The organism is Streptomyces sp. NPDC008137, from assembly GCF_042957035.1.
In the GTDB taxonomy this organism is placed as follows: Bacteria; Actinomycetota; Actinomycetes; order Streptomycetales; family Streptomycetaceae; genus Streptomyces.
The window spans coordinates 1-26,894 of the sequence record NZ_JBIBHN010000052.1 but is presented as its reverse complement, the minus strand read 5'-3'; the positions used below and the strand labels follow the sequence as shown (position 1 = coordinate 26,894).

The 26,894-nt window shown below is 69.4% G+C and carries 22 protein-coding genes and 1 pseudogene; 16 read left to right on the top strand and 7 right to left on the bottom strand.

Annotated features, from left to right (window positions below; genetic code table 11):
• The first annotated feature begins 1,453 nt into the window (after positions 1-1,453).
• Together ACFZBT_RS39730 and ACFZBT_RS39725 are read left to right on the top strand one after the other, a co-directional pair.
• On the top strand, positions 1,454-2,152 hold the full coding sequence (locus ACFZBT_RS39730; protein ID WP_391115094.1) for an SDR family oxidoreductase: 699 nt from the start codon (positions 1,454-1,456) through the stop codon (positions 2,150-2,152).
• A gap of 367 nt (positions 2,153-2,519) precedes the next feature.
• Positions 2,520-3,350 (top strand): enoyl-CoA hydratase-related protein, encoded by an 831-nt coding sequence (locus tag ACFZBT_RS39725; protein ID WP_391115091.1) that lies wholly within the window; start codon positions 2,520-2,522, stop codon positions 3,348-3,350.
• Positions 3,351-3,767: 417 nt separating this feature from the next.
• Here the strand turns inward: ACFZBT_RS39725 and ACFZBT_RS39720 are convergent, their stop codons facing one another.
• Positions 3,768-4,382, bottom strand: coding sequence for a TetR family transcriptional regulator (locus ACFZBT_RS39720; protein WP_391115088.1), 615 nt, complete (start codon positions 4,380-4,382; stop codon positions 3,768-3,770).
• Positions 4,383-4,513: 131 nt separating this feature from the next.
• On the opposite strand from ACFZBT_RS39720, the gene ACFZBT_RS39715 reads away from it, so the two are divergent.
• From ACFZBT_RS39715 to ACFZBT_RS39705, 3 genes are all read left to right on the top strand, one after another.
• Positions 4,514-5,353 carry an alpha/beta fold hydrolase gene (locus tag ACFZBT_RS39715; protein WP_391115085.1) on the top strand — a complete coding sequence of 280 codons (840 nt, stop codon included), beginning with the start codon at positions 4,514-4,516 and terminating at the stop codon, positions 5,351-5,353.
• A 192-nt stretch (positions 5,354-5,545) separates the two neighbouring features.
• Complete coding sequence (locus ACFZBT_RS39710; RefSeq protein ID WP_391115081.1) at positions 5,546-6,613, top strand: alkene reductase; 1,068 nt, start codon at positions 5,546-5,548, stop codon at positions 6,611-6,613.
• A gap of 206 nt (positions 6,614-6,819) precedes the next feature.
• The gene (locus ACFZBT_RS39705; protein ID WP_391115078.1) at positions 6,820-7,665 is read left to right on the top strand and encodes an SDR family NAD(P)-dependent oxidoreductase; all 846 of its coding nucleotides are present in this window, start codon (positions 6,820-6,822) and stop codon (positions 7,663-7,665) included.
• 338 nt (positions 7,666-8,003) lie between these two features.
• Here the strand turns inward: ACFZBT_RS39705 and ACFZBT_RS39700 are convergent, their stop codons facing one another.
• Positions 8,004-9,497 carry an AMP-binding protein gene (locus ACFZBT_RS39700; protein ID WP_391115100.1) on the bottom strand — a complete coding sequence of 498 codons (1,494 nt, stop codon included), beginning with the start codon at positions 9,495-9,497 and terminating at the stop codon, positions 8,004-8,006.
• Between the two features lie 266 nt (positions 9,498-9,763).
• On the opposite strand from ACFZBT_RS39700, the gene ACFZBT_RS39695 reads away from it, so the two are divergent.
• The gene (locus ACFZBT_RS39695; RefSeq protein WP_391115075.1) at positions 9,764-10,336 is read left to right on the top strand and encodes a TetR family transcriptional regulator; all 573 of its coding nucleotides are present in this window, start codon (positions 9,764-9,766) and stop codon (positions 10,334-10,336) included.
• Between the two features lie 381 nt (positions 10,337-10,717).
• On the opposite strand, the gene ACFZBT_RS39690 is transcribed toward ACFZBT_RS39695, so the two are convergent.
• Complete coding sequence (locus ACFZBT_RS39690; protein ID WP_391115072.1) at positions 10,718-11,590, bottom strand: alpha/beta fold hydrolase; 873 nt, start codon at positions 11,588-11,590, stop codon at positions 10,718-10,720.
• Between the two features lie 439 nt (positions 11,591-12,029).
• Between ACFZBT_RS39690 and ACFZBT_RS39685 the strand changes: the two genes are divergently transcribed.
• Complete coding sequence (locus tag ACFZBT_RS39685; protein ID WP_391115069.1) at positions 12,030-12,488, top strand: glycoside hydrolase family 3 C-terminal domain-containing protein; 459 nt, start codon at positions 12,030-12,032, stop codon at positions 12,486-12,488.
• Positions 12,382-12,972 carry a fibronectin type III-like domain-contianing protein gene (locus ACFZBT_RS39680; RefSeq protein WP_391115066.1) on the top strand — a complete coding sequence of 197 codons (591 nt, stop codon included), beginning with the start codon at positions 12,382-12,384 and terminating at the stop codon, positions 12,970-12,972. The genes ACFZBT_RS39685 and ACFZBT_RS39680 overlap by 107 nt, the downstream gene beginning before the upstream one ends.
• Before the next feature lie 207 nt (positions 12,973-13,179).
• Here ACFZBT_RS39680 and ACFZBT_RS39675 read toward each other — a convergent pair whose 3' ends face one another.
• Positions 13,180-14,031 (bottom strand): alpha/beta fold hydrolase, encoded by an 852-nt coding sequence (locus tag ACFZBT_RS39675; protein WP_391115063.1) that lies wholly within the window; start codon positions 14,029-14,031, stop codon positions 13,180-13,182.
• A gap of 479 nt (positions 14,032-14,510) precedes the next feature.
• Between ACFZBT_RS39675 and ACFZBT_RS39670 the strand changes: the two genes are divergently transcribed.
• Both ACFZBT_RS39670 and ACFZBT_RS39665 read left to right on the top strand, forming a co-directional pair.
• Entirely contained in the window at positions 14,511-15,116 is a 606-nt protein-coding gene (locus ACFZBT_RS39670) for a TetR family transcriptional regulator (RefSeq protein WP_391115060.1), read from the top strand.
• Between the two features lie 223 nt (positions 15,117-15,339).
• Entirely contained in the window at positions 15,340-15,477 is a 138-nt protein-coding gene (locus tag ACFZBT_RS39665; protein WP_391115058.1) for a hypothetical protein, read from the top strand.
• Positions 15,478-16,008: 531 nt separating this feature from the next.
• On the opposite strand, the gene ACFZBT_RS39660 is transcribed toward ACFZBT_RS39665, so the two are convergent.
• Complete coding sequence (locus tag ACFZBT_RS39660) at positions 16,009-17,004, bottom strand: substrate-binding domain-containing protein (RefSeq protein ID WP_391115055.1); 996 nt, start codon at positions 17,002-17,004, stop codon at positions 16,009-16,011.
• Positions 17,005-17,214: 210 nt separating this feature from the next.
• Here ACFZBT_RS39660 and ACFZBT_RS39655 point away from each other — a divergent pair, with 210 nt between their 5' ends.
• The 6 genes and pseudogenes from ACFZBT_RS39655 (at position 17,215) to ACFZBT_RS39630 (ending at position 24,436) form a co-directional block, all read left to right on the top strand.
• A complete protein-coding gene (locus tag ACFZBT_RS39655; RefSeq protein ID WP_391115052.1) occupies positions 17,215-18,498 on the top strand; it encodes an MFS transporter in 1,284 nt (427 codons plus the stop codon).
• Between the two features lie 16 nt (positions 18,499-18,514).
• On the top strand, positions 18,515-19,342 hold the full coding sequence (locus ACFZBT_RS39650; protein WP_391115047.1) for an alpha/beta fold hydrolase: 828 nt from the start codon (positions 18,515-18,517) through the stop codon (positions 19,340-19,342).
• Position 19,343: 1 nt separating this feature from the next.
• On the top strand, positions 19,344-20,489 hold the full coding sequence (locus ACFZBT_RS39645; protein ID WP_391115044.1) for a serine hydrolase: 1,146 nt from the start codon (positions 19,344-19,346) through the stop codon (positions 20,487-20,489).
• 58 nt (positions 20,490-20,547) lie between these two features.
• Entirely contained in the window at positions 20,548-22,236 is a 1,689-nt protein-coding gene (locus ACFZBT_RS39640; RefSeq protein ID WP_391115041.1) for a CocE/NonD family hydrolase, read from the top strand.
• 165 nt (positions 22,237-22,401) lie between these two features.
• A pseudogene (locus ACFZBT_RS39635) lies at positions 22,402-22,750 on the top strand (helix-turn-helix domain-containing protein); the annotation flags it as partial.
• A gap of 213 nt (positions 22,751-22,963) precedes the next feature.
• The gene (locus ACFZBT_RS39630; RefSeq protein WP_391115097.1) at positions 22,964-24,436 is read left to right on the top strand and encodes an amidase; all 1,473 of its coding nucleotides are present in this window, start codon (positions 22,964-22,966) and stop codon (positions 24,434-24,436) included.
• A gap of 334 nt (positions 24,437-24,770) precedes the next feature.
• Here ACFZBT_RS39630 and lpdA read toward each other — a convergent pair whose 3' ends face one another.
• On the bottom strand, positions 24,771-26,183 hold the full coding sequence (gene lpdA / locus ACFZBT_RS39625; RefSeq protein WP_391115038.1) for a dihydrolipoyl dehydrogenase: 1,413 nt from the start codon (positions 26,181-26,183) through the stop codon (positions 24,771-24,773).
• 248 nt (positions 26,184-26,431) lie between these two features.
• On the bottom strand, positions 26,432-26,791 hold the full coding sequence (locus tag ACFZBT_RS39620) for a DUF4345 family protein (RefSeq protein WP_391115035.1): 360 nt from the start codon (positions 26,789-26,791) through the stop codon (positions 26,432-26,434).
• Between the last annotated feature and the right edge of the window lie 103 nt (positions 26,792-26,894).

Below are 26,894 nucleotides of genomic sequence, written 5' to 3'. Positions count from 1 at the left end.
GCGCGCGGTCTGCTCCGCAGACACGACGCGCCGCCGCTACGCGGCGGGGGGGCCAACCACCGCTCCGCGGGGGTTGGACGTGATCCACTCCGTGGATCACTGAATGGGTGTCAGGAGCGTGGAGAGCCGATCGCTCCGCGCTCCGCTCTCCACGCTCCCTCAGCTCTGTTCGAAATCTGCAACTCACCTTGTAGCTAAGGTACCTGAGTGGACGTCCGCTCCGCGGTCGCCCACTGGCTGGCGAGCAGGTGGGGGTGTGCCGCGCGGCTCCTGTGAGACAGGCTCCTGTCTGGGAATGGAAGAAGCAGTTCAACCCGTTCTCCGGACCGGACCTGGCGGGCACTCCTCATGGTCCCCTGATGGAAGCAAAAAACTATGGAGTATCTGAGATGTTGCCTTCCCCTCTTCAAGGTCATGCGGCCTGATACCGAGTCAGTTTGGCTAGGGCAGTTCGCAGCAGAGTCACCTGCGCGGTTGCAACCGTCGCTCGTGGAGGTCGCGCAGATGGATCCGTGGGCCTGCCCGATGTGCGTGACCCGGGCTCCGTGGAGGAGGTCCGGGCTTCGGGCGGCACTGGCGGACGCAGGCCGTGACGTTCTTCCTGGAGCAGCGAGTAGGCGTAGAGCGTGGCGGCGTTGAACCCGTCCGGAGCTCGCCCCCAGCCCTTCCAGTCGAGAATCCTCAGCGGTGCGGTGACCTTAGCCCAGTGCAGGTCGGAGTGGGCGGCTGTCTAGCAGGTCACGGCCGGGGCCGGGATGCCCACGAACTCGGGGGGATCGCTCGGTCCATGTACTGCTCTCGTACGGCGACGCGGTCGGTGTCGACGGGCGCCACCTTCTCCACTCCCGCAACTTGGCGGCGGTCAGGGAGGGTTGAAGCGACGGCATCGGCCGCCTCCCTCCAGTGTGGCGCACCCGAGGCGGCCAGAAGTCCGTCGCTCCTGGGCATGACGCGACCTCCAGAACACACGCCTGTGCGGGGTCAGGCCCGGCCGGATGAGGTCGGCGAGCTCCTGGTTGGCCATGCCGGGAAACTCTTCGCCGTGTAGCGGCGCCGGCGCCATCACCCGCGGCTTCAGCGGCCAAGTCGGCTGCCTGACCGTGAATGCGCCTGGCAGGGAGCGGTGCCCTGATCGGCGGAGGCCGCGTACCACAGGCCTCGTGGCACGCGCGTACAGACGTTCCCCGGATCAGGTCCGCCACGGGCTCGGTGGGCGCCTTGCCCGGGTCCTCTACGTCGCGGTAGAGCGCGGCGGATCTAGGGCACCATTCGCCTGTCTCCTTGACGGTGCTCCGGCCAAGGTGCCTGGCGCAGCCGTCGGTCACCAGCGGATCGGTTGCGATCACCGGCTCAGCCCGTTTACGATTACGATCGTAATTCAATTGGCCTGGGCCACATCAGGCCACGCCATCAGCGCCCTGGTCATCTCCACTCCACTGCACCGGGAACCTTCATGGACCTCTCCGCCAGCACCGCCCTTGTCACCGGAGCGAACCGGGGCTTCGGCCGGGCCCTCGCCGCCGAACTGCTCAGCCGCGGCGCCACCGTCTACGCCGGCGCCCGCAACCCCGACCAGGTCGACCTGCCCGGCGCCAAGCCGATAGCGCTCGACATCACCGATCCCGCCTCGGTCGCGGCCGCCGCCGCGGCCACCGGCGACGTGACCGTCCTGGTCAACAACGCCGGGTCGTCCACCGGTGCCGACCTGCTCACCGCCGACGTGGGCGACATCCGCCTGGAGATGGACACCCACTACTTCGGCACCCTGTCGGTGGTCCGCGCCTTCGCACCCCAGATCGCGGCGAACGGCGGCGGGGCGATCCTGAACGTCCTGTCTGGCCTGTCCTGGGTCAGCTTCCCGGAGATAGGCGCCTACTGTGCCGCCAAGTCCGCGGAGTGGTCACTCACCAACGCCCTGCGCGTGCAACTCGCCGACCAAAACATACGGGTGGCCGGACTGCACGTCGGCTACATGGACACCGACATGGTCCGTGCCGTCGACTCGGCCAAGTCCGACCCGGCCGACATCGCGCGCATCGCCGTGGACGGCATCGCCGCCGGTGCCTACGAGATCCTCGCCGACAACGCCGCCCGCCAGGCCCAGGCAGCACTGTCCGGGGGCGTCTCGGTGCTCTACCCGCAGCTCCCCTGAGAAGCACCCGCCCCCCACCGGCCAACCGCCAGACACGTCCGCCAAAGGAACGCCACGGCACGGCATCTGCGATTCGTCGGTCGGCCATGCGCGTGAAACGGCTGGCCGGCGCCTCCTGGGCCCGTGTCGGGTCTTGCCTGCCGAGCACTTCTCAGCCTATTGTATTATGATCGTAATGTAAATGATGAGAGCCGACCGCTGGCTCGCCATCAGCTGAAACGGCTCCCGTGCACGCGCGGCGCAGCCAGTGCCGCTCCGACGGACAAGGCGCCGACACCCATGCCAGGCCCAACAGCCCCGTGGTCGCCGGACGCGATCACGGCCACACAAGCCCAAGCGCACCCCCGTACGAAATGGAAACCACGCCATGAGCCAGCCCAGCACGATCCGCCTTGAGCGGACGACCCCGCGGACCGCCAGGATCACGTTCTCGAATCCTCCCGTGAACCTGGTGGTTCCCGAGTCGATCGTGACGCTGCACAAGATCGTCTCGGAGCTCGAGAACGACCCGGACATCCAGGTCGTCGTCTTCGCCAGCGAACTCCCCGACTTCTTCATCAACCACTTCGACGCCGCCGCGGCCGCCGACCTCCCCCAGCCCGAGCACGAGGACGACAACCCGCTGTGGACCGACATGGTCCTGCGGCTGACCAAGGCCCCGTTCGTCAGCATCGCGGCCATCCGCGGCCGTACCCGCGGCGCCGGCAACGAGCTGGCCCTCGCCTGCGACCTGCGCTACGCCAGCCGGGAGAAGGCGTTCTTCAGCCAGCCCGAGGTCGGCCTCGGCCTCGTCCCCGGCGGAGGCGGCGGCGAGCGCCTCCCGCGCGCCATCGGCCGCGACCGCGCGCTGGAGGCGATCCTGACCAGCGCCGACTACGACGCCGACACCGCCGAGCGCTGGGGATGGGTCACCCGGACCCTGCCCGACGCGGAACTCGACGCCTTCGTCGACGCGACCGTCGCCCGTCTCGCCTCCTTCGACCGGCAGGCAATCGCCACCGCGAAGTCCCAGGTCAACCGGGCGACGCTGCCGCCGGACGCCCACCTGGTCGCCGCCTTCGGTGAGTTCGCGGGCACCCTGACGCAGCCGGGATTCGCCGCGCGTGCGGTCGGCCTCGGCGCACTGGTCGCCGAGAAGGGCCTCGACGTCGAGTACCAACTGGGCGAGTACATCGGCCGGGTCAGCGAAGCCCTCTGATCGCCCCGGCCGCACCCGCGATCGGCCACAGCGCCCCACAGGGCGCCCGTCGGCGCCGCGACACCCCGGGTGGGTTCCATCCCCCCACCCACCTGGGTTCCCATGGCGGCCGGGCATGCCTCAACGGCAGCCCGGCCGTCGGCTCCCGGCCGGAGGGCCCCGCCGCAACCGCCGGGGTCCGAACACGGAAAACGCGGCGGACGATGCCCACCGCGCACGGTCGTGACGTGCGAGTCGACCGTTCTCGCGTCGTGTGCCGTGACTTCGTCGCCGACGCATGAACAGCTCTCGGCAGCGGTGCCAGGCCCTCCTTCGAGAGGGCTTCTGCTGTAATGCCGCTCCAGCGGCTTGAAACCGCAGGCTTTGTGGTCAGTGTCCGACCCTCGGGTGGTCGCGCCCTGCGTCGGTCGGCTGGGGTCAGGCTTCTGGGCTCAGTGCCGCCGGCTGGTCATCGCTGACGTGCGCCAGCGAGGCGAGAATCTCCTTGCGGCAGACATCGAGGATCTCGTCCGCCAGCGGAGAATCGTCGGGGCACGCCCGCGACAGCATGACCGCGCCGACCGAACGGGCGAGCATGCCGATCAGCGTGGCGCGGTCCACGCGCTGGTCCGCATCCGCGCCCCCTGGCGTTTCGCTTGAGGCCTGAAGGACCGTCAGCAACTGCTCGATCCCGGCGGCGAACTCTCCTTTGATGTCTGTCGGCTGACGTGCGGCATCGCCGCTGAGGGCCGCGATGGTGCAGCCGTCGCCGCGCCCGTCGCGATGCTCCCGGGAGACGTAGCTCTCGACGAACTCGGCGGGGCCCAGACCTTCTGCCCCGGTCGCGGTCTGAGACAGCCCGCTCGCGGCCGCCTCGGCCATCAGGTCGGCCTTGGAGCGGAAGTGCTTGTAGAACCCGCCATGGGTGAACCCGGCGGCCGCCATCAGCTCCGCCACGCCGACACCGTCGTAGCCGCGCTCGCGGAACAGCCTGGAGGCTGTCGCGACGATGTGCGCACGGTTCTGCGCTGCCTGTGCCCTGGTGACCCGCATGTCCGGCCTCCCCTTCCACGGTCGACGCTCGACGGTCAAGCATACATAGATGTCAATCGACATCTAAGAGGTTGACTTTTTAGATTACGACCGTCATCGTATTGCTCATCCCCTCCAGAAAGGTCCAGGCCATGAGCGACACACATGTGACCGCGCCGACCCAGTACGTCGAGGTCGACGGCGACCGGTTCGCCTACCGACGCTGGGGCAAGCCCTCCGGCGTCCCGATCTTCCTCGTCCAGCACCTTCGCGGCGGAATGGACAACTGGGACCCGCTGCTCACCGACGGCCTGGCCGAAGGCCGTGAGGTCATCCTGTTCAACGGCCGCGGCATCGCCTCGTCATCCGGCACGCCGCGCAACCGGATGGAGGACATGGCCGACGACATCGCCGCGGTCATCCGGGCGCTGGGGCTGGAGCAGGTCGATCTGCTCGGCTTCTCGATCGGCGGCTGGCAGGCGGAGGAAGTCGCGCTGCGTCACCCCGAACTGGTGCGCAAGCTCCTCCTGGTCGGCACCGGCCTGCGGGGCGGGGACCCGACGATGGACCCCAAGGTGCCCGAGGTGGCGGTGAATCCGGTTCCCACCGTGGAGGACTTCCTCTTCCTGTTCTTCGGCCGCTCCGAGGCCGCCGTCGAAGCCGGCCGGGCCTTCTGGGAGCGCCGCCACCAGCGGGTGGACCAGGACCCGCCGAGCTCGCCCGCAGTCGCACAGGCGCAGCTCGAAGCGGTTGCCGCCTACGCCGAGCCCCTGCCCGGCGAGAACCCCTATGCCTACCTGAACGCGATCACCCAGCCGACGCTGGTCCTCAACGGCACGAACGACGTGATGATCGCCTCGATCAACTCCTGGCACCTCGCCCAGAACATCCCCAACGCCCAGCTGCTGATCTACCCCGACGCCGGGCACGGAGCGCACTTCCAGTACCCCGAGCGGTTCCTGAAGCACGCCCTTCAGTTCCTCGACGAGTAGGCAGCTGCGCGCGAAGGGCGGACGGCGCGTCCTCGGCCGACGGCCGTCCCGGCCATTCCTGCCGTCCGCCATCCAGCCAAGTATTACGTACGTAATATAATTTACCCATGCTCATGGCGGATGCCTCATCGGGCTCACGGCCCGGAACGCCGGTCTGCCGGATGTCCGCCACCAACACCTGAGGAACCACGCATGCTCGACAGCCTGTGGACCCCGACCGTCGCCGGAAAGATCTCCCTGCCGCACCGTCTGGCGATGTCGCCCCTGACCCGCAGCCGGGCGACCCCGGAAGGCGTGCCGACCGAGCTGAACGCCGAGTACTACGCCCAGCGCGCCTCGCACGCCCTGATCATCACCGAGGGCACCCAGCCGTCCGCCGACGGCCAGGGCTACCCGGTGACGCCGGGGATCTACACGGTCGAGCACATCGAGGGCTGGCGCAAGGTCACCGACGCCGTACACAAGGCCGACGGGCGCATCGTCATCCAGCTCATGCACGTCGGGCGCATCTCCCACCCCGACAACACCCCCCACCACCGCCAGCCGGTGGCCCCCTCCGCGATCAAGCCGGCAGGTCAGACGTTCACCGGCTCCGGGATGCAGGAGATGCCGGAGCCGCGCGCCCTGTCGACCGAGGAGGTCGCGGCGACAGTCGACGACTTCCGGCGCGCCGCCGCGGCCGCCATCGCGGCCGGCGCCGACGGCGTCGAGATCCACGGCGCCAACGGCTACCTGGTCCACCAGTTCCTCTTCCCCAGCACCAACCAGCGCACCGACCAGTACGGCGGCTCCCTCGACAACCGGATCCGCTTCGCGGTGGAGGTCGCCACCGCCGTGGCCGACGAGATCGGAGCCGACCGCACCGGCATCCGGCTCTCCCCGGGCAATCCGTTCCAGCTCGGCGACCTCACCGAGCACGACACCCACCAGATCTACCCGCACCTCGTACGCGCCCTCGCCCCCCTCGACCTCGCCTACCTGCACCTCGCCCACGGCGGCGACGAGGAACTCCTGGGCACGCTGCGCGAGCTGTGGCCCAACACGCTGATCCTCAACCGCGCCGGCACCGACATCGCCACCCGGGCCAAGGACATCGAGAACGGCCTCGCCGACGTCGTCACGGTGGGCTCGATGGCACTCGCCAACCCCGATCTGGTCGAGCGCATACGCGCCGGCGCTCCCCTGAACGACCCCGACCCCGCCACCTTCTACGGCGGCGGCGCCGTCGGCTACACCGACTACCCCACCTACGCCGCCTGACCCAAGCGCCCGGCGCCCGAGGTGATCGACTCCCTCGGGCGCTGCGGCGTACGGGACGGCACAGCCAGGCAGCGCTGCCCATCCGCTCGCAACCCGAGCGGTGTGCTGGCGATGACCACGAGGTCCCGCCCCGCGGCTTCGAACCCGGACTCGCCGCACGGGACGTGGCCTCAGCCCCATCCCATCACTGAAGACGAGGCATCCGCATGACTGCATTCGAACTCGCCGGCAAGGTCGTCCTCATCACCGGCGGCACGGGCGGACTCGGCAGCGCCACGGCCCGAACCCTCCTCTCCCGCGGCGCCCGGGTCGGCATCGTGGATCTGCGTCCGGACACGCCGGAGATCGCAGCCCGCATCTCGTCGTCCCACGCCGTCGGCATTACCGCGGACGTCTGCGACCGAAGCGCGCTCGACGATGCCGTGGCCCACGTGTGTGAGCGGTTCGGGCGGGTCGACGTCGTGATCGCGAACGCCGGCGTCATGGGGCAGGGCTCCACACTTCGAGCCACGCCCGCACCCGCGGTCGACAAGGTGCTGGCCGTGAACATCAACGGAGTCGTCAACACCGTCAACGCCGCGATGGAGCAGATCATCGCCAACCAGGGCCAGGTCGTCCTGATCAGTTCGGTCTTCGCCTTCCTCAACGGCGTGGGGGCCATTCCCTACGCCATGAGCAAGGCCGCGGTCGAGCAGCTCGGGCGTGGACTGCGCGTGGAACTCGCCCGTCACGGCGCCTCCGCCACCACCGCCTACTTCTCTCTGATCCAGACGGACATGATCAGAAACGGCGTCGACGCGGATCCTGCGATCACTGAGATGCTGGCCAGGACATCGCCGCGGCCGCTGCTCAAGCGCCTGGAGCCGGACCAGGCCGCCGAAGCCGTCGTGCAGGCCATCGAACACCGCTCACCCCGCCTGATCCGGCCGGCTCGCTGGACCCCGCTGTCCGTGCTGCGAGGAGTGATCAACCCGGCGATCGACGGGCGTCTGGCACATGATCGCGTGCTGCACGCGATCCTCGGCAAGCTCGACGGGCGTCCAGGCCGCTGAGCAAGGTCGCAGAGAGGTGTCGGCACCGAAGCCGACCTGGCCGGCGATCTCGTCCGCCGGCAAGTCGGTGGTCTCCAGGAGGTGAGGAGCCAGGCCGACCCTTCGCTGGATCAGCCGGCGTTCCCCGCTCATGCCCACCTCCTCGTGAAGCGGCGGGTGAAGGTGCCCGGGCTTCTCTGCCGTCACCGATCCACCCAGCCGCGTACGTGTTACCGGTTACCGGGTGACCTCTCTGAGGTGGGTCCGTGCGCGATGCCATCGCATCCGGACCCACCTCAGGGACGACTGCCTGATCTTGCCGCCTGGCTCTGCCCCCTGGGCCGAGGCAGCCGGCCTGATCAGGAGAGCCGGCGCTTGAGGATCTTGCCGGTGGAGGTCAGGGGGAGTTCGTCGACGAACTGGACGATGCGCGGGTACTTGTACCCGGCGAGCCGTTCCTTCGCCCAGGCCGCGAGCTGGTCCTCTGTCGTGCCGCTGCCTGCCTCCTTCACCACGACGGCCTTGATCTCCTCGCCGTGGGACTCGTGCGGCACGCCGATCACGGCGACCAGCGACACCGCGGGGTGCTCCATGAGGACTTCCTCGATCTCGCGCGGATAGACGTTGAAGCCACCCCGGATGATCATGTCCTTGGACCGGTCGACGATGTAGTAGAAGCCGTCCTCGTCCCTGCGGGCGAGGTCGCCGGAGCGGAACCAGCCCTCCTGGATCGCCTCGGCCGTCGCGCCAGGCCGCTTGTAGTAGCCCTTCATGACGTTGTGTCCCCTGATCGCGATCTCCCCGATCTCCTCAGGGCCGCCCTCGGCATCCGACCAGTCATCGCGGATGAGCTTCATCTCCACGCCCGGAATGGGCACCCCGATCGAACCGACGCGGGGCTCCTCGCCGAACCGGGAGAAGGACGCGATCGGCGAGGTCTCGGACAGCCCGTAGCCCTCGAGGATCGTCACACCGAAGCGGTCCTTGAACTGCTTGTGGATCTCGGCGGGCAGCGCCGCGCCGCCGGCCACGGCCACGCGCAGGTTCGCCGCCAGGCGGGCGACGTCGACCGTCTCGTCGAGCGCCGCGAGCAGACCCCAGTACATCGTCGGGACCCCGGCGAAGAACGTCACGTCATGGGCGAGCATGAGGCGCAGGGCCGCCTGCGCCTCGAACCTGGGCTGCATCACGATCGTGCCGCCGAACGCGAAGGCGCCGTTCTGGACGACGGTCTGGCCGAAGGCGTGGAACAGCGGCAGCACACACAGATAGGTGTCGGGGCGATCGGCATCGGCGGCGAACAGGTCGCGGCCGACGAGCGCGTTGTCGTACACGTTGCGGTGCCGCAGCTCCGCGCCCTTGGGCTGGCCGGTCGTGCCGGAGGTGTAGAGGACCACCGCGGTGTCGTCCTCGTCGCGCTCGACCGTACGGAACGTCACGGGCTGCTCGGCTACGACCGACTGGTACGACTCCGGCGCCCCGTCCCCGGCCGGGGCCGCGCCGCCGCTCTCGATCAGGAAGAACTCGGTGCAGCCCTCGGTCGCCCCAAACCCCTCCCACGCGGCCTGCCCGATCGGCAGCTCCGGCGTGCCCTCGAACGCGAAGTACGCCTTCGCGTCCGAGTCGGCGAGGTGGTAGGCGATCTCGCCAGACCGCAGCAGCACGTTCAGCGGCACGACCGCTGCGCCGGCCTTGAGGATGCCGAAGTAGACGCTGGAGAAGTGGGGCACGTTGGGGCAGGACAGCGCGACCTTGTCGCCCGGCCGGATCCCGCGCGAGACGAGCAGGTTCGCAACCCGGTTGGCGGCGGCGTCGAGGGCGGCGTACGTGATGCGGTCTTCACCGAAGACGATCGCGGTGCGCTCCGGGTGTCAGGACGCGGTGTCCGTCAGCAGTCGTGACACGTTGCGGCTCGGGCTGAGCATCATTGCTCTCCTGATTCTCCGGGGCGGTCGAGCCGGGCAACGGCCGAGGCCGCCACGCGGGCCCCATGGTCTGCCGTCCGATGGGCGGCGGATCGGCCGCAAAATCACCTGTCGACCGTAATATTACGTGCGTCAGACCATAGATTAGGATGGGATACGAGGCAATGGCCCGGCGGAGTTGAGGGAGGAACCCTGTGGCGCGCTACACCAAGGAGCACAAGCAGGTCACGCGGCAGCGGATCATCGAGCGGGCCGGCCACCGGTTCAAGCAGGACGGCATCGACGGCTCCGGCATCTCCACGCTGATGTCCGACGCCGGGCTCACCAACGGGGCCTTCTACGCCCACTTCGAGTCCAAGGACGACCTCGTCGCCCACGTCGTCGCCGAGCAGCTGCGCGCGCAGGTCAAGCAGTACGACACGCTGCGGCCCGGCCGCGAGGGACTCGAGGATTTCATCCGCTGGTATCTGTCGCCCGAGCACCGGGACAACCCCGGCGACGGCTGCCCGTCCGCAGCGCTGCTCGACGAGATCGGCCGCTGCGGTGACGCGACCAAGGACGCCTACACCGACGGCGCCAAAGCCATCCTGGACGAGCTCGCCGCCCGTCTGGCGCCCGAGGATCCCCAGTCCGCCCGCCGTCAGGCCATCGGGCTCTACACCATGGCGGTGGGAACGCTGCAGCTCTCCCGCGCGCTCTCCGACCGTAAGTTCTCCGACGAGGTCCTCGAGCAGGGGATCGAGAACGCCCTCGCCTTCGCGCGATGACGGTCAGTACCGCCTGGGTGAGCACCTGACCGGGGCCGGCGCCGTGTACCCGCGTTTGCGCGCTCAGCCCGAGTGGGTGGCCCCTGGGGCGACTGCGCTCTCGGCAGCGACACCGACGCGGCGGTCCTGCGTTCGTACGGCGGCCGGCGTCGCGCGCGTTCGGCATGCGCCGTAGCGGCAGCGCGCTCCGGGCCTGGCGCCCGGACGGGACGCCGACCACACCGGTCTCCGCGTCGCCATCCTGCACGACAACCGGCCCGGCGCCGTGTGACCGAGAAGCGAGCAGGCCGGTTACGTCGAACAGGTGACAGAGCCGCCCGCCCGCCGGGCGTCACGGCTCTGACCCACGTCCTCGGCCCGTACGCAGACCGCACCGCGGCCCTACGGCCGGCCGAAGAACTCGAGAGCCGTCGGCACGAACTGCTCGTGGTACTGGAAGATGCCGCCGTGGCCGCCGTCGGGGTAGATCACCAGCTCGGAGTTGGGCAGTCGCCGGTCCAGGTCGTACGTGTTCGACGTCGGAACCATCCGGTCGTCGTCACCGTTGGCGACGAGCACGGGGATCTTGATGACGGACAGATCCTGCGGCTGTGCCAGCCCCCAGCGGTGGATGGCCTTGAGCTGGGAGAAGTAGGACTTGAGGCGGATCGCCTTGTCCCGGTCCTGCGTGCGCTCCTTCAGACGGGCCAGGAACTGCTTGCCGGCCCGGATCCCGTTCGGGGTGCGGGTGAAGAAGAGGAACTGCTTGACGTCCTGGAAGGTGAGCAGTGCCCGGACGGTGTCGAAGTGGGAGATCCGGGTGACGTTCTTGATGCCCTCGCCTCCGGCCGGACCGGTGCCCGCGAGGATCAGCCTGCGGATGAGCTGCGGTTCGGTCTGGGCGATCACCTGGGCGATCATGGCGCCCATCGAGAAGCTGAGGACGTCGACCTTCTCGAAGCCCAGCGCCCGGATGAAGGTGACGGAGTCCCTGGCCATCTCCTCGATGGTCTTCGGCGTCTCACCGCTGGACGCGCCGACGCCCCTGAGGTCGAACGTGATCACCCGGTGCTTGGCGGCGATGCCGTCCACGACCCGGGGGTCCCAGTTGTCGAGCACCGCGGCGAGGTGGGTGATGAAGATGACCGGCATGCCGGTCCGGGGGCCGAGGTCGCGGTAGGCGAAGGTCACTCCGTCGGCGGTGACGGTGCGGGTCTGCGCGTGCTTGTACGACGTCACCACGTCGCCGTCGTTTCGTGTTTCGCGTGCGTTCACGGTCGTGCCCTTCGATGTGTGGGTTACCGCCACTGTGTGCAAATTTCTGCTTCCTCGCAGGTCGGCGCAGAGCGGTTCCCAGGTCTCCCGGCTGCGACTGCAGTCCGGAGTCGACGGTCAGAGAAGCCCAGGAAGCGGGAAACCCCTTGGATCAGGCCCCTGAACAACCCGCCGACCATTGAAGTATGACCATAATTCTATCGGGGTGCAAGGGGGCAGGCTGAACGGAATGCACAGCGGCGGAATCACGGGTTCCACGGGCGTCGGGGTGCACCAGCACAGCGAACCACCAGGGCAGGAGCGGCTCACCTACGCCGGCACCACGAGACACTGGTCGTGACCGGCCTGCCGTGGCCGTCCGGCCCCGGACCGAGGGAAGCCGACGATCTGTACGACGGTTTCAGGACTTCGATGCCCGGCGTGAGGACGAGGACTGGCCGTGCCCCGGATTTCAGGACGAGGACTGGGCCAAAGTGCGCACCGTGGACCACGACGACGTCCGCCTCAGCCCCGAACCCCCCGCCACCGCTGCGGCACGACTCCCGCCTGCGCCCGCGGCGGACCTGGTGCAGCGCTTGCGGCGCTCGTCGGCAACACCGCCGGCCTGACCGGGGAAGGCCGCTCCACGGCGACGCCGGAGCTCACGGGACGTCAGATCGCACTCCTTGATGCCCTTGGGAAGCTCGACGGGCCCTTCGTCGTCCTGGTCCGGGGCAAGCCCTCGATCCTGCCCGCCCGGGCACTCGGAGCCGACGCCATCGTCCAGGCCTTCACCCCCAGGATGCAGGCGGGTGGGGCGGTCGCCGAGCCCTTGCTCGGGCGCACCGAGCCGAGCGGGTGGCTGCCGGTCCCCTACCAACCAAGGCCGGGGCAGCACGGCGACAGTGCGCCGGTCTGACACAGGATCCGCTGTTCGCCTTCGGCGAGGGCCTCAGCTGCACGGCGGTGCACGACTCGCACCCGACGATCCAGAATCCGTTGTCGCGTCCACGGGGACGCTGCGGGCCGCGGTGCCGCCGACCAGGACGGGCCGCCGTCCGGCACGGGAGACTGTGCAGGCGTATGCCCGCGACCGCGTCACGAGCGTGACGTGGACCGCTCGCGAAGTGAAGGCCTTCACCCAGGTCGGCGTCGAGCCGGGCGAACGGGTCGAGGTGATGATCCTCTTTCTCGCCGGTGACTGCACCGTCGTCGTCGCTCGGGACGCCGCGTCGTCGGACCGGGTGAGTTCGATCTCCTGCTCGGCAGCAGCTCGCGCGTCGAGGACCTCCGCGCCGCCGCCTTCACACAAAATTGCGTGCCTCCGAAAGTCCCGGTCGCCGACCACCGCCGGCGACGGGAGCAGGCCCGCGGACTCCTGTCCGAGGACAGGCACGAGGTGACGGCAGGCGGACGACCAGTCATGCGTGCCGCCTGTCGTGTCGGGGAGCGCTCAAGAGGTCACGTGCCGGTTCGCAATGACTGCCCAGGCTCGACGGTGATGACCGCCGGAGCCGTGCAAGCGCCGCCTCACGGCTGTGAGGCGGCGCTTGCACGAGGGCTGACCGGCCGTCGCCCGGGGTTCGGGATCGGCGGCGCGGTCGGCGTCTTCAGGCGGCGAGGAAGTCGGCCACCTGCTTGGTGAAGGCCCTGGCGTGCTGGAAGAGGAAGGCGTGGCCGGCGTCGCCGTAGAGGAGGAGGGTGGCGTCGGCCAGGTGCTGGACGGCGACGTAGGAAGCGTGGGCGGGGACCATCACGTCGTGCAGGCCGTTGGCGTACAGGACGGGGTGCTTGATGGACTCCAGTTCGGCCTTGACCTCGTCGAAGGGGGCTGCCAGGAGCTGGCCGATCGCGGCGAGCATGCCCTGCGCCGTCGCCTCGGAGACCTCGGGGCCGCCGGCGGCGAGCCGGGGCGCGACGTGGGCGAAGTGCTCACGCCCCGAGGCGCGGGCCGCGTCCGTCTCCGGGTAGAACAGGAACAGCATGTCGTCCTGGTCGGCGTCGGGCTTGGCCATGACGCCCAGGACCTTCTGGCTCACCTCCGGCGCGCCGGGCACCCAGCCGGTCGGGCCGCTGCCCGCGACGATGATCTTGCGCACCAGTTCCGGGCGACGCGCGGCCAGGCGCTGGGCCACGAAACCGCCAAGGGACCAGCCGAGCACGTCGGCCTGCGTGAGGCCGAGGGCCTCGATGAACTCGGCGGCGCCCTCGGCGAATCCGTCAAGGGAGTCGCGCGCCTCGCCGGTGGTGTAGCCGACGCCGACGTTGTCGAAGACGATCACGTCGTGGTCGGCGGCCAGGTAGTCCAGGAACTCCGGGTCCCACCAGTCGATGGTCGCCCGGAATCGCTGCAGCAGGACCAGCGGGACACCGCCCTGCGGACCCATGCGCCGGTAGGTGAAGGTCGCGGAGGGCCCCTCCACGGTGAGGTTCTCGGCCTTGTCTGCCAGATAGGTGCTCATGACGTCCTTCTCTTGTGGGCGGGTGCCCGTCATGTCTCGCGGGTCTGCTCACGCAGCACACCAATGACATGCCGGGTCTGCGGGGTCGCTGCCCTTGGCCGGCACCCCATGCGGCGAGCCAGGGGTGTGGATCAGGCCGACGATCTGCTCGGATCGCCCGGTCACCGGCTCGCTCCGATCACCCCGGAATCCACCGCGCCTAGCCGCAGGACAATTAAATTATGCTCATAATACTAAGCAGGGGCGACTCGGGCGCGCAAGGGGGTTCCTGTGGTGAGCGGAGCCCGCGGCCCGGCCGCGGAACCGCCTGCGGGCCGGCGGCGCAAGCGGTCCGGCGCGGCGGGGGCCGAGGGGCGGCGGCCCCGCACCGGCCGCGAAGGCACCGGAATCCGGGGTCATTGAATTACGTTCACAATACAATACATTGGAGGAGCCGACGGAGGGCCGAGCGGCCCACCCGGCGCGCGAAGGAGTGTGCGGTGCGATACAGGAAAGAGCACAAGCAGGCCACCAGGCGGAGGATCATCGAGACGGCGGGCCGCCGCTTCAAGGAGGACGGCATCGACCGCTCGGGCATCACGGCGCTCATGAAGGACGCCGGGCTGACCAACGGCGCCTTCTACACCCACTTCACATCCAAGGACGACCTGGTGGCCACCACGATCGCCGACCAGCTGCAGGCCCAGAACGCGACCATCGTCGCGCACGCACAACCGGGCCGCGCCGGCCTCGAACAGATCGTGCGCTGGTACCTGTCCCCCTGGCACCGTGACAGCCGCGACGTCGGCTGCCCCTCCGCCGCCCTGCTCGACGAGATAGGGCGCTGCACACACCCCACCAAACAGGCATACACCGAGGGCGTACTGGTGGTAGCCGACGGCCTCGCCACCCGCCTGGCGCCCGACGACCCGCTCTCGGTCCGCCCCATGGCACTCAGCTCCTATGCCATGATGGCCGGCACACTCCAGCTCTCACGGGCCCTCGCCGACCCGCAGCTCGCCGACCAAGTCCTCGAACAGGGCATCCACAACGCCCTCGCCCTCCTGGGCATCGAACACGAAGGGGACACCAGGACGGCGCACTGACCGGCGTGCACATGGACACTGCGGAGCGCGCGCCGCACCGCACACGCCGCGCCACCCCCGCACCTGCGGCGCGACACCCCTACGGGAAAAGGCGTCCACTCGGCACCCGGAGCCTGCACGCGGCCCCGTCCACCCGGCACCCCTTCCCGCAGGGGCCTGAAGTCGAAGGCGGTCACAGAGCCCGGACGCGTCTGATCAATCGCCTGCCGGTGATGCTGTACGCATGACCGTCAGAGCAGGGCATGAGGGCGGCGTCGACGATCGCCGCGATGTCGTCGTCGCCGACCTGCCGGTCGCGGACAAGCCCCCAGTGGAGCAGGAGAGCGAGGGCGGCGGAGACCGCGATCGAGTGACCTCCTGACCGATCGGTCTGGCGGGGGCAGATCGCCGCGCTCCACCGCGTGCGCCAGCACGCCCTCGACGGCCGTACAGGGAGTCGACATAGCGCTGCCTAACGAGGCTGCACAGTTCCGGCTCCTGGCGAGCTGTGTCGTGCAAGGCCGAGAGCAGGTCGACTCGAGAAGCGTCCTGGCTCCACGTGGCGCGGGTCATCGTCGCGATGAGTTCCTCGCGAGTCGGCCGGGTCCGGCCGACCAGGTCTGCGGTAATCGCTGTCTCGGCGTCGGTCATGCGACGTCACAGTGCTGAGGCGGCAGGCGGAGCGGCGACTGCCCGTCGTTCCTCCTCGTCAAGGCGAGCGCCGGCAGGCCGAGGCCCACGCCGGCCGCCGACGAGCCGGCCACCACGACGTCGCGCGTGCGCAGTTCCTCAATCGCTGCAGCGTCTACCGGCTTCGGGCACCACGACCGGGTAACCGCTCGGCACTCGGCACGACGCCAGAACAGATGTTCCCCTCACGACGGCCGGCTGTATGCCATGACAACGACCGCGGCTACGTGGTCTCGCGCTGGATGAGCGTCAGAATGTCGCCCGCGTCAGACCCGCTGGGCGCCACCGGAGCCGGAGCTCCGACCGCCGCGAGGATGCCGGCGGTGAGATTGCCGGCCGCCGCGGTGAGGTCCATGCCGATGGTGGTCAGGGCCGGTACAGCGAGCGAGCCCACGGGGAGGTCGTCGACGCCGATCAGCGCCAGGTCGTCCGGGATGCCGATGTGCTGGGTGCGGCAGCTCGCCAGGACGGCGAGGGCGATCAGATCGTTGAATGCGGCGACAGCCGTGGCCGGAGTGGCGCCCTGCGTCCACTTCGCGACGGCGTTTCGGGCGCTGTCCCGTGAGTAGCGCATGCTGACCACCTGTGGAGCCGGCAGACCGAGATCACGGCAGGCCCGGGTGGCACCTTCCAGGCGCGGCAGACAGAAGGGCCGCTCTCGCGGGTCGTCCACGGCGGCGTAGCCGATGTGCCGGTGCCCGCGTGCCGTGAGGTGCTCGATCTGCAGCCGTCCGATGTCCTCCTGGCTCAGGCCGGTCAGACCCGTGCCGTCCGGTGTGAACACGCCGTCGAGCAGCGGGATTTCCGCCCGGTGCAGCGACTGCGCGTCGGCGGCCGGCAGGCTGCCGAACGCGACGACCACCGCCGGCTGGACGTGCTGCCACAGGTCGGCCAGCGGCGTGGCCGTCCCGGCGTGGTGCAGGTACACGCAGGTGTATCCGGCCTCGCCCAGCGACCGGCCGAGGGCCAGTTTGAACTGCTCCATGGCCTCCGCGACGGGGAAGTCCGGAACCACGCAGAGCACGACGTTGCTCTGGCCCTTGCGCAGCGCGCGACCGGCCCCCGACGGCACGTAGCCGAGCCGGTTCGCCGTCTCCAGCACCCGTCGGCGCGTCTCCGCAGAGAGCCCGTGCTCGTCCCTGCCGTTGAGCACGAAACTCACGGTGGTCTGGGAGACCCCGGCCTCTCGCGCCACGTCCTTGCTGGTGACTCTCGGCAATGTCCCTCCCCGAGCCCCTTGCCACACTTTCAGACACAGGCTACGTTACGGCCACCACGCGATCTAATACGTATTAGATCGCAGCTTCGGTCGCCGCCAATGGCCTGTAGGGGACGGACGCCCCCGCACCTGATCTGCCCGAGCCGCCACCCCAACCGAGCACCGTCTTCGTACGCCGACGGGGTGGATCCACACGAAGAGAGATCTGTCATGGATGACACGATCCCCGTCAGCACCGACCCGACACCCGGCCGCGTTTCCAGCCCCGCCGATCCGGTTCGCCTTGGCCGCCTGCTCGCCTTCGCCTTCCCGGCGACCACTGCGATGTACGCCCTCTTCAACGGGATCGGTGTGATCCTTCTCCCCGCGCAGGTGGCCCGGCTCGCACCCGACTCCAAGGTCGGTGTGCTGGCGCTGCTGACGACGCTGGGCGCGGTGGCCTCGATGATCGCCCTTCCCGTCGGCGGAGCGCTGTCGGACCGTACGCGGTCCCGGTTCGGACGGCGCGCCCCCTGGCTGGTGGTGATGGCCGGGGTGTCCGGGCTGCTGACGATCGCCATGGGCCTGAGCACCGGACTGGCCGTCCTCGCGGTCCTGGTCCCGGTCCTGTGGTTCACCTCGAACTTCTACGGCGGGGCGATCTCGGCGATCCTGCCCGACCGCGTGCCCGTGGCCAGGCGTGGCATCGCCTCCGCGGTCATCGGCCTCGGCACGCCCGTCGGCATCCTCTTCGGCGTCAACCTGGCCGGCCGGGTCAGCCAGGTCTGGGCCTACACCGTGCTCGCGCTGGTGCTGTTCGGCACGACGCTCGCGCTCGTCGCCGGTGCGCGTGAACCGTCCTCGCTCGACCTGGTGACGGAGAGACCGAAGCGACGGGGCAACGTGATCGCGGCCGTCCGGGCGTTCTTCCGCGCGTTCGGCCACCGTGACTTCACCCTCGCCTTCGCCAGCCGGTTCGGCCTGTTCCTGGCCTACTTCACGGTCTCCGGCTACCTCTTCTTCGCCGTGCAGGACTACGTCGGGGCCAAGAACGTGCCGGGCGGCAACGTCGCCCTCGCGGTGAGCACCCTCACGACGGTCTCATTCGGCACCTGGATCGCCGTCGCCACGCTCTGCGGCTGGCTCGCCGACAAGCTCGACCGGCGCAAGCTGTTCATCGCGATCAGCGCCATCGGACTGGGCCTGTCCCAGGTCATACCGATCATCAGCCACAGCTGGAGCGCGATGCTCGCCTACTCCGCCGTCTCGGGCGCTTCGCTGGGCACGTACTTCGCCGTCGACCTCGCCGTCATGTCGCTGGTCCTGCCCGACAAGGAGAGTGAGGGGCGCGACTTCGCGATCCTCAACGTCGCCACCGGCCTGCCCCAGCTCGCCGCCCCCGCCATCGCCGGCTCACTCATCGGGCTCGGCGGCTACGGCTCACTCTTCCTCGTCAGCGGCGCGTCCGCCCTGGTCGCCGGTGCACTGGCCATGGCCATCCGCTCGATCCGATAAGCCCACGGAGCCCCCCATGACCATGATCACCACACCCACCGGGGTGTCCCTCACCTACGACACCTTCGGCGATCCCGACCGCCCTCCCCTGCTGCTGATCCAGGGCCTGGGGGCCCACATGCTCGGCTGGCGCGCCGACTTCTGCAGGCAACTCGCCGACGAGGGCTTCCACGTCCTGCGCTTCGACAACCGGGACGTCGGCCTCTCGCAGAAATTCCCGCAGGGCGGCTACACCCTGGCCGACATGGCGAACGACACCGCGGGCCTGCTCACCGCGCTCGACATTCCCGCGGCACACATCGTCGGACAGTCGATGGGCGGCATGGTCGCCCAGCAACTCGCCCTCGACCACCCCACACGTGTCCTGACCCTGGCCCTTGTCTACACGGCGCCCAGCACGGACTTCCTCGCCGGACGCGACCTGGTCGACGAGCGGACGCACCGCCCCCGGGCCCGCAACCGCGACGAGGCGATCGCGCTGTACCTGGACAACGAAGCGGTGTGTGCCTCACCCGGATACGCCCAGGACATCGCCTGGCTGCGCGAGCTCGGCGGCCAGATGTACGACCGGGACTACGACCCGGACGGCATCGAGCGGCAGCTGGAATCGCTCGACAACTCCCCGGACCGAACGCCGCGCCTGCACCACATCACGGTGCCCACCACGATCCTGCACGGCGACGGCGACCGCCTGATCAGCGCCGACGGTTCCACACTCATGCACGAACTGATCGCGGACTCGAAGCTGACCATCTACCCCGGCATGGGCCATGAGCTGCCCCGCCCGCTCTGGCCGCAGATCATCACGCAGATCCGGGACAACGCGGCACGAGGGAGTGCCTGACATGACCGCAGTACAGGTGAACGGCCACGTCTCCAGCGGCTTCGAACCGATCGCCGACGCCTTCGCCGACAACTTCCGCCACCGCGGCGACACGGCCGCTTCCTGTGTGGTGTACGCCCGGGGCGCGCCGGTGGTGGACATCTGGGCGGGGCAGACCGCCCGGGGCGCCTGGACGCCCAACGCCCGCACCGTGGTGTTCTCGGTCAGCAAGGGCGTCACCACCGTCTGTCTGCTGATGGCTGCCGAGCGCGGACTGATCGAACTCGACGCCCCGGTGGCGAAGTACTGGCCGGAGTTCGCCGAGAACGGCAAGGAGACGACGACGGTACGGCAGCTCCTCGCACACAGGGCCGGCCTGGCGGCGCCCGAGGCGGACCTGACGTGGGAGGACCTGCGCGCCTGGACGCCGGTCGCTGACACCCTGGCCCGGCAGGCACCGGCCTGGACCCCCGGGACGGCGTACGCCTACCACGCGCTCACCTTCGGCTGGCTGGCCGGCGAGGTACTGCGCCGGGCCACGGGGCTGCGCCCGGCCCAGTGGCTGCGCCAGCACGTGGCCGATCCCCTGGACCTGACGATGACGTTCGGCGCCGACCCCACCTCCGCCGACTTCCACCCCCTGGCGGACCCGCTGCCCAGCACCGACCCCGAGGCCGCCGCGATAATGGCCGCGGCTTTCGCCGAACCGATGATCGAACGCTCCATCAGCCTGGGCGGTGTCGTCGACCCCGCCCGGATCATCCAGGACGCCAACGAAGAACCATGGCTGTCGGCGGAGATACCGGCCGGCAATCTCGTGACCGACGCCCGCAGCCTTGCCCGGCTCTACGCGGCCACGGTCGGCGAGGTCGACGGGGTCAGGCTGCTGGGCCCGGAGATCGTCCGCGATGCCCTCGTGGTGCGCTCCGAGGGCCGCCCGTTCGTGGGCCCCGACATGAGCAGCGGTTGGGGCACCGGCTTCATGACCAGCTCTGGCCATCGTCCGATGATCGGTCCCGGCAGCTTCGGCCACGACGGTCTGGGCGGCTGCCTCGCCTTCGCGCACCTGGAGCCCGAGATCGCCTTCGCCTACCAGACCGCACAGCCCGGGGGACTCCCCGACGACCGGGCCAACGCGCTCAGCCACGCGCTGCGTGCTTGCCTGTGATGCCCGCCTCCGCCACCGCACGACCGAACCACTCCACCGTAGAACCGGAAATCAGGCCATGACCACGACACTTCCGCGTCCCACCGCTCCGACGCCCCCGAGCCTGGCCACCCGCGCGGCGAACCGGCTCCTGACCCGCCTGATGCGGCTGCCGGGCACCCGGGACGGCTACCGGGTCGAGCGGAACATCCCGACCCCCGCGCGCGACGGCGCCGTCCTGATGACGGACCACTACGCCCCCGTCACCGACCGGCCCAAGGGCACCGTCCTCGTGCGCACACCGTACGGACGCGGCTTCCCCCACGACCTGGAGGCGAGGGTCTACGCAGACCGCGGGTATCACGTCGTGCTGCAGAGCTGCCGCGGCACGTTCGGCTCCACGGGAGACTTCTGCCCCATGGCGAACGAGGCCGACGACGCCCAGGACGCGGTGGCCTGGCTGCGCACCCAGCCGTGGTTCGACGGACGGCTCGCGACCGCCGGGTCCTCCTATGTGGGCTGGACCCAGTGGGCGCTGCTGATGGATCCGCCCCCCGAGCTGCGCGCCTGTCTGATCGCCGTGGCCCCGCACGACATGCACGACGCGGCCCACGGAAGCGGAGCGTTCCGCCTCGGTGACTTCCTGTCCTTCGCGGAAATGGTGGTCAACCAGGAGCGATTCACCGGGCTGCGGGCCATTGCCCGGATGCTCACCCTGAACCGGCGGCTGGCCCCGGTCTTCGGCGCCCTCCCGCTGGCCGACGCGGCCGACGCGGCAACCGGGCACCGTGCGGCGTGGTTCCGGCAATGGCTGACCACTCCGGAGCGCGACGACGCCGTGTGGGACCGGCTCAAGCTGGACGACGCCCTGGAGCGGGCGGACGTCCCGGTGCGGCTCACCGCCGGCTGGCAGGACCTCTTCCTCGACCAGACCCTGCATCAGTACCAGACGCTGCGTACCCGCGGGGTCGATGTCTCGATCACCGTCGGCCCTTGGACCCACCAGGAACTGGGCCAGAAGGGCATGGGACGTCTGCTCCGCGGCAACCTCGAATGGCTGGAGATTCACCTCGCCGACGAAGCGCCGACCCGGCTGCGGTCCGCACCCCCCGTGGAGGTGTACGTCACCGGACAGGGCGCCTGGCGACATCTGCCCCAATGGCCACCGGCAGCGGGCGAGACCGTGCGCTACCTGCAGCCGGACGGCAGACTCCTGGCCGACGAGCCGAGCGGCGGCGCACCCTCCACGTACCTCTACGACCCGGCGGACCCCACACCCACTGTCGCCGGCCCGCTGCTCACCCTCGACGCCGGAAGCAAGGACAACGCCAAACTGGAGAGCCGCTCCGACGTGCTCACCTTCACCACCGCCCCGCTGACCGCGCCGCTGGAGATCGTGGGAACACCCGTCGTCGAACTGGCACACACCAGGAACAACCCGCACGCCGACGTCTTCGTACGCCTCTGCGACGTCGACCCCAAAGGCGTGTCCCGCAACTTCGCCGAAGGACTCCTCCGCCTGGACCCCACCACGCCGCTCGACCAGGTCCAGACCGTGCGCGTGCAGCTGGACTCCTGCGCGCACCAGGTCAAGGCCGGACACCGGCTCCGTCTGCTGATCGCCGGCGGCTCCCACCCCCGCTACGCACGCAACGAAGGCACCGGTGAACTGCCCGGCACCGGAACCGAGCTGCGGCCCTGCACGCACACCGTCCACCACGACAGCGGCGCGGTGTCCCGCGTGATCCTGCCGACGCCGACCGGCTGAGGGCCGGGAACCTAGCCGAAGACGATCCGAAGGGCGTACCCCTTCTTGTCGGAGTGCGCCCTGTCCCGCGCTGAGCCCGTCCAGCAGGAGGTCTCCCCGTTCGGAGAAGGCGTCGCCGACAGTCAGGCCGGTGCTCTCCAGAAGGGCCCCGACTGGACCGCGTCGATGCTCACCGCGACGACCTGGGCGGCGAACTGCCCGTTGAGGGCGTGGAATGCCGATCCGGGCGATCGCCCGGCATCTGGGCATCTCAAAGAACACGGTGGAGCGTGCGCTGGCGAATGACCGGCCGCCGAAGTACGAGCGTCCGGCCAAGGGCTCGGTGGTCGACGCGGTCGAGGTGCAGATCCGTGAACTGCTGGGGGAGACCTCGACGATGCCCGCCACGGTGATCGCGGAGCGGATCGGGTGGGAACGCGGGATGACGGTCCTCAAGGAGCGGGGGCGGGAACTGCGTCCTGCCTATGTTCCTGTCGATCCGGTCTCGCGCACGACCTATCAGCCGGGTGAGCTCCTGATGTCAACACGGCCCGCCTGCGCAGTTCCTCCGCGACGAGGTGGGCCAGCCCTCTGGATGGTCCGCTCCGGGTCGTGTGCTCGTGCCGCGCCACAGGCTCCCCTCCGCAAGGCCATTGCTGTACACCCGTCCCCGGCCTATGGTCTGCCGAATGTAATATTACGACCGCCATTCCACTCGGCGCCGTCAACGCCAGAGATGAGGCATGCCGTGAGTGACGTCCCCTTCCAGTCCGCCGTGCAGCAGTCACGCGCACTGGCCGCGGGTGAGATCTCAAGCCGGGAACTCGTCGAGATCTATCTCGAGCGGATCGCCGTCCACAACACCGCACTGAACGCGGTGGTGACCCTGGACCCCGAGCGTGCCCGCCGCGAGGCGGGGAAAGCCGACGCCGAGCGGGCAGCGGGGCAGGACCTCGGTCCACTGCACGGACTGCCGATCACGGTCAAGGACAGCTACGAGACCGCGGGCATGCGCACCGTCTGCGGGCGCATGGACCTGAAGGATTACGTGCCCGACCAGGACGCCGAGGCGGTCAAGCGACTGCGCGCGGCCGGGGCCGTGATCATGGGCAAGAGCAACATGCCTCCGGGCAACCAGGACGTCCAGGCCGACAACCCGGTGTTCGGCCCCTCATCGAACCCGTGGGACACCACCCGCACCTCGGGCGGATCCGCCGGCGGCGGCGCCGTCGCCACCGCCGCGGGCCTCACCACGTTCGACTTCGGCTCGGAAATCGGCGGATCGACCAGGATCCCGTCCCACTTCAACGGCCTGTACGGCCACAAGGCGACCTGGCGGTCGATCCCTCTCATCGGACATGTTCCCTACGGCCCAGGCGCAGGACGATGGACGGAAGCCGACATGGCCTGCGCCGGCGCACAGGTCCGCAACGCCCGTGACCTCGCCCCGATCCTGCGGGCCACGGTCGGACCGGCCGACTACGACGGCGGTTTCAGCTACACGCTCGCACCGCCGCGCGCGAGAAGGCTCGCCGACTTCCGGGTCGCCGTCTGGAGCGAGGACCCCTCGTGTCCGGTCGACAACGACATCATCCAGGCCATGGACGACGCGGTCACCGTGCTGCGTACGGCCGGTGCGAAGATCACCGTCCAGCCCGCGAGCCTCCCCGTCGACCTCGCGACCAATCACCGGAAGGCCTTCTCGCCCCTGCTCTTCGGCGCGGGTGACCGCACCAGCCTCTCCCCTGCCCCCAGTGCCGCGACCCTGGCCCGGTTCGTCCAGCACCCGCGGGGCGACGCCGGACCCGCCCTGCGCGGAACCTTCCAGTCCCACTTCCACTGGCTGCAGGCCCACATGGTGCGGGGCGAGCTCCGGCAGCGCTGGTACGAGTTCTTCCAGGACTTCGACATCGTGCTCATGCCGGTCACCCCGACGGCCGCCCCCGCCCATCACAACAAACTGATCGACTGGTTCGGGCGGCCCTTCGAGGTCGACGGTGTACGACGTCCCTACTGGGACCAGGTCAAGTGGAGCGCCGTCGCCAACGTCTCCGGAGGGCCGGCAACGACCATCCCCGTACGCAAGGGCAGAAGCGGACTGCCCATCGGTCTGCAGGCCATGGGCCCGAGCGGAGGCGATCTCACCACCATCGAATTCGCCGCACTGCTCGGCCGGGAAGTAGACGGCTTCGTACCGCCTCCGGCCCTCGTCCAGATCTGACCGCCCAACCCAGGCAACCAGGAAAACGACGCACACCACCCGACCCGCAACGTGTCACGGCTGCCGATTCCGCCTGCCAGTTCTCCAGAGCACACCGCGACCTCCTCAGCGACGACCGCATCGCATCGCGCACAACGTCTTCGGCGCAGCAGCAAACCGGATCGCAACCCAGCCAAGGCCGCGGCCATGTCATAGATCTCGTACGGGGCGCTCCTGCCGGGCGCTCCTGTTCGGGCGCTCCTGTTCGGGAAGTCTCGGAGGCCCTCGCAGGCTCAAGGGCGCGAAGCCGATCCGAGCCCCAGCGGGCCCTGTTGCCGCTGGGGCAAGCATCCCCCTACATGTTGATCATGTGGCCGGCGAGGCCGTGGACGGCCTCCTTGACCGCTTCACCGAGGGTCGGGTGGGCATGGACGTTGCGGGCGAGTTCGTGGACGGTGAGGTCCCACTGCTGGGCCAGGGTCAGCTCGGGGAGGAGTTCGGTGACGTCCGGGCCGATGAGGTGACCCCCCAGGAGCTCGCCGTACTTCGCGTCGCTGATCAGCTTCACGAAGCCGCCCGCGTCGCCCAGGCCATGGGCCTTGGCGTTCGCGGTGAAGGGGAACTTGGCGACCTGGACGTCGTAGCCCTTCTCCCTGGCCTGTGCCTCGGTGTAGCCGAAGCTGGCGATCTGGGGCTGGCAGAAGGTGGATCGCGGGATCATCACGTAGTCCAGCTCCATGGTCTCCGCGTCCGCGAGTGTCTCGGCGGCGACCACGCCCATCGCCTCGGCGGCATGCGCGAGCATCAGCTTCGCGGTGACGTCGCCGATGGCGTAGATGTGCGGAACCGAGGTGCGGCAGCGGCCGTCGACATCGATCGCCCCGCGCTCGGTGACCTTAACGCCGGTGTTCTCCAGGCCGTAACCGGTGACGTTCGGCGCGAAGCCGATCGCCTGGAGGACCTTGTCGGCCTGAAGGACCTGCTGGGCGCCGTCCTTGCCGGTGACCGTGACCCGGACCTGCGGGCCGGACTCGTCGATCGACTCGACCCGGGTCGAGGTGAGGACGTCGATGCCCAGCTTCCGGTACTGCTTGGCCAGTTCGGCGGAGACCTCGGCGTCCTCCAGTGGGGCGATCCGGTCCAGGAACTCGACGATCGTGACCTTGACGCCGTAGTTGTGCAGGACGTAGGCGAATTCGACGCCGATGGCCCCGGCGCCCGCGATGACGATGGACTGCGGCAGGTCGTCGGCAAGGATCTGCTCCTCGAACGTCACCACGCGCGAGGTACGGCGGGTGCCGGGCAACAGCTTGGGGGTCGCCCCGGCGGCGATGATGCAGTGATCGAAGCTGATGGTGCGGGTGTTGCCGTCGTAGTCGGCCACCTGGAGCGTGTGCGGGTCGAGGAAGGTGCCGCGACCGCTGATCTCCGTGATCTTGTTCTTCTTCATCAGGTAGTGGACGCCCTTGACCCGGCCGTCCGCGACCTTCCGGCTGCGGCGGAAGGCCTCCCCGTAGTCGAAGGAGACCTCACCTTCGGCCTTGATGCCGAAGGTCTTCGCCTCGCGCGTGAAGATGTGCGCCAGCTCGGCATTGCGCAGCAGCGCCTTGGTGGGGATACAGCCCACGTTCAGACAGACGCCGCCCCAGTACTTCTCCTCGACGACCGCGACACGCTTGCCCAGTTGGGCGGCCCTGATGGCGGCGACATATCCGCCGGGGCCCGCGCCGAGTACGACGACGTCGAAGTGCTCACCCTGCTCGTCCATGGACGGCTTCCTTTCCGCTGGGGCGGGCCACCCCCGCGAAGGGCGGGCTCACTCCCGATCGAACGATCTGTTCATCAACACGCCGGCGGCGGCATCCGCCACCTCCCGCAGCAGGGAAACGGTGGAGGCGACCGTATGGTCCACCGTCTCGAACGGCGGCTTCCCAGCGTCAGCTTCAGCGCCACGCAGCGGTGATCTATGCCCGGCCAGCTGTTGTCGTGCGCCCTGCCGCACGGGGGCGTTGACTGTCAGGCGGCGGTCTCCCTCGGCTGCGGGAAGGGGTCCTTCACTCGCAACGCATAGGCCGCAGCGCCGGCGTAGGAAGCCTCGACGACAAGAACGGCGATGAGCAGCGTATGGGGCCACCCATCCGCCACGATGCTGACCAGGCGTCCCACGGCCAGGCCGCTCATGAAGGTGAACAGCGTGATGAGCGAAGTCCTGGTGTAACGCGTGCGGGAGGCTCCCAGGAAGAACAAGATCGCCACGGCTACGAACAGCGACCCGGAACCGCTCCTGAAAATGTTCGCTTCCGACGGCGACTGGATGTCGACGCCGTAGACGTCGAGCAAGAGGTGGGGAGCCAGGAGATAGATCAACCCGATCACGGCGATCCCTAGGTCGTGTCCGCAAAGTCCCTCCTGCCCCGCGACGCCTGGCACGCACTCTCGCCGCACCGGACACAGTCCCGAGTACGGCCCAGTACGAGGG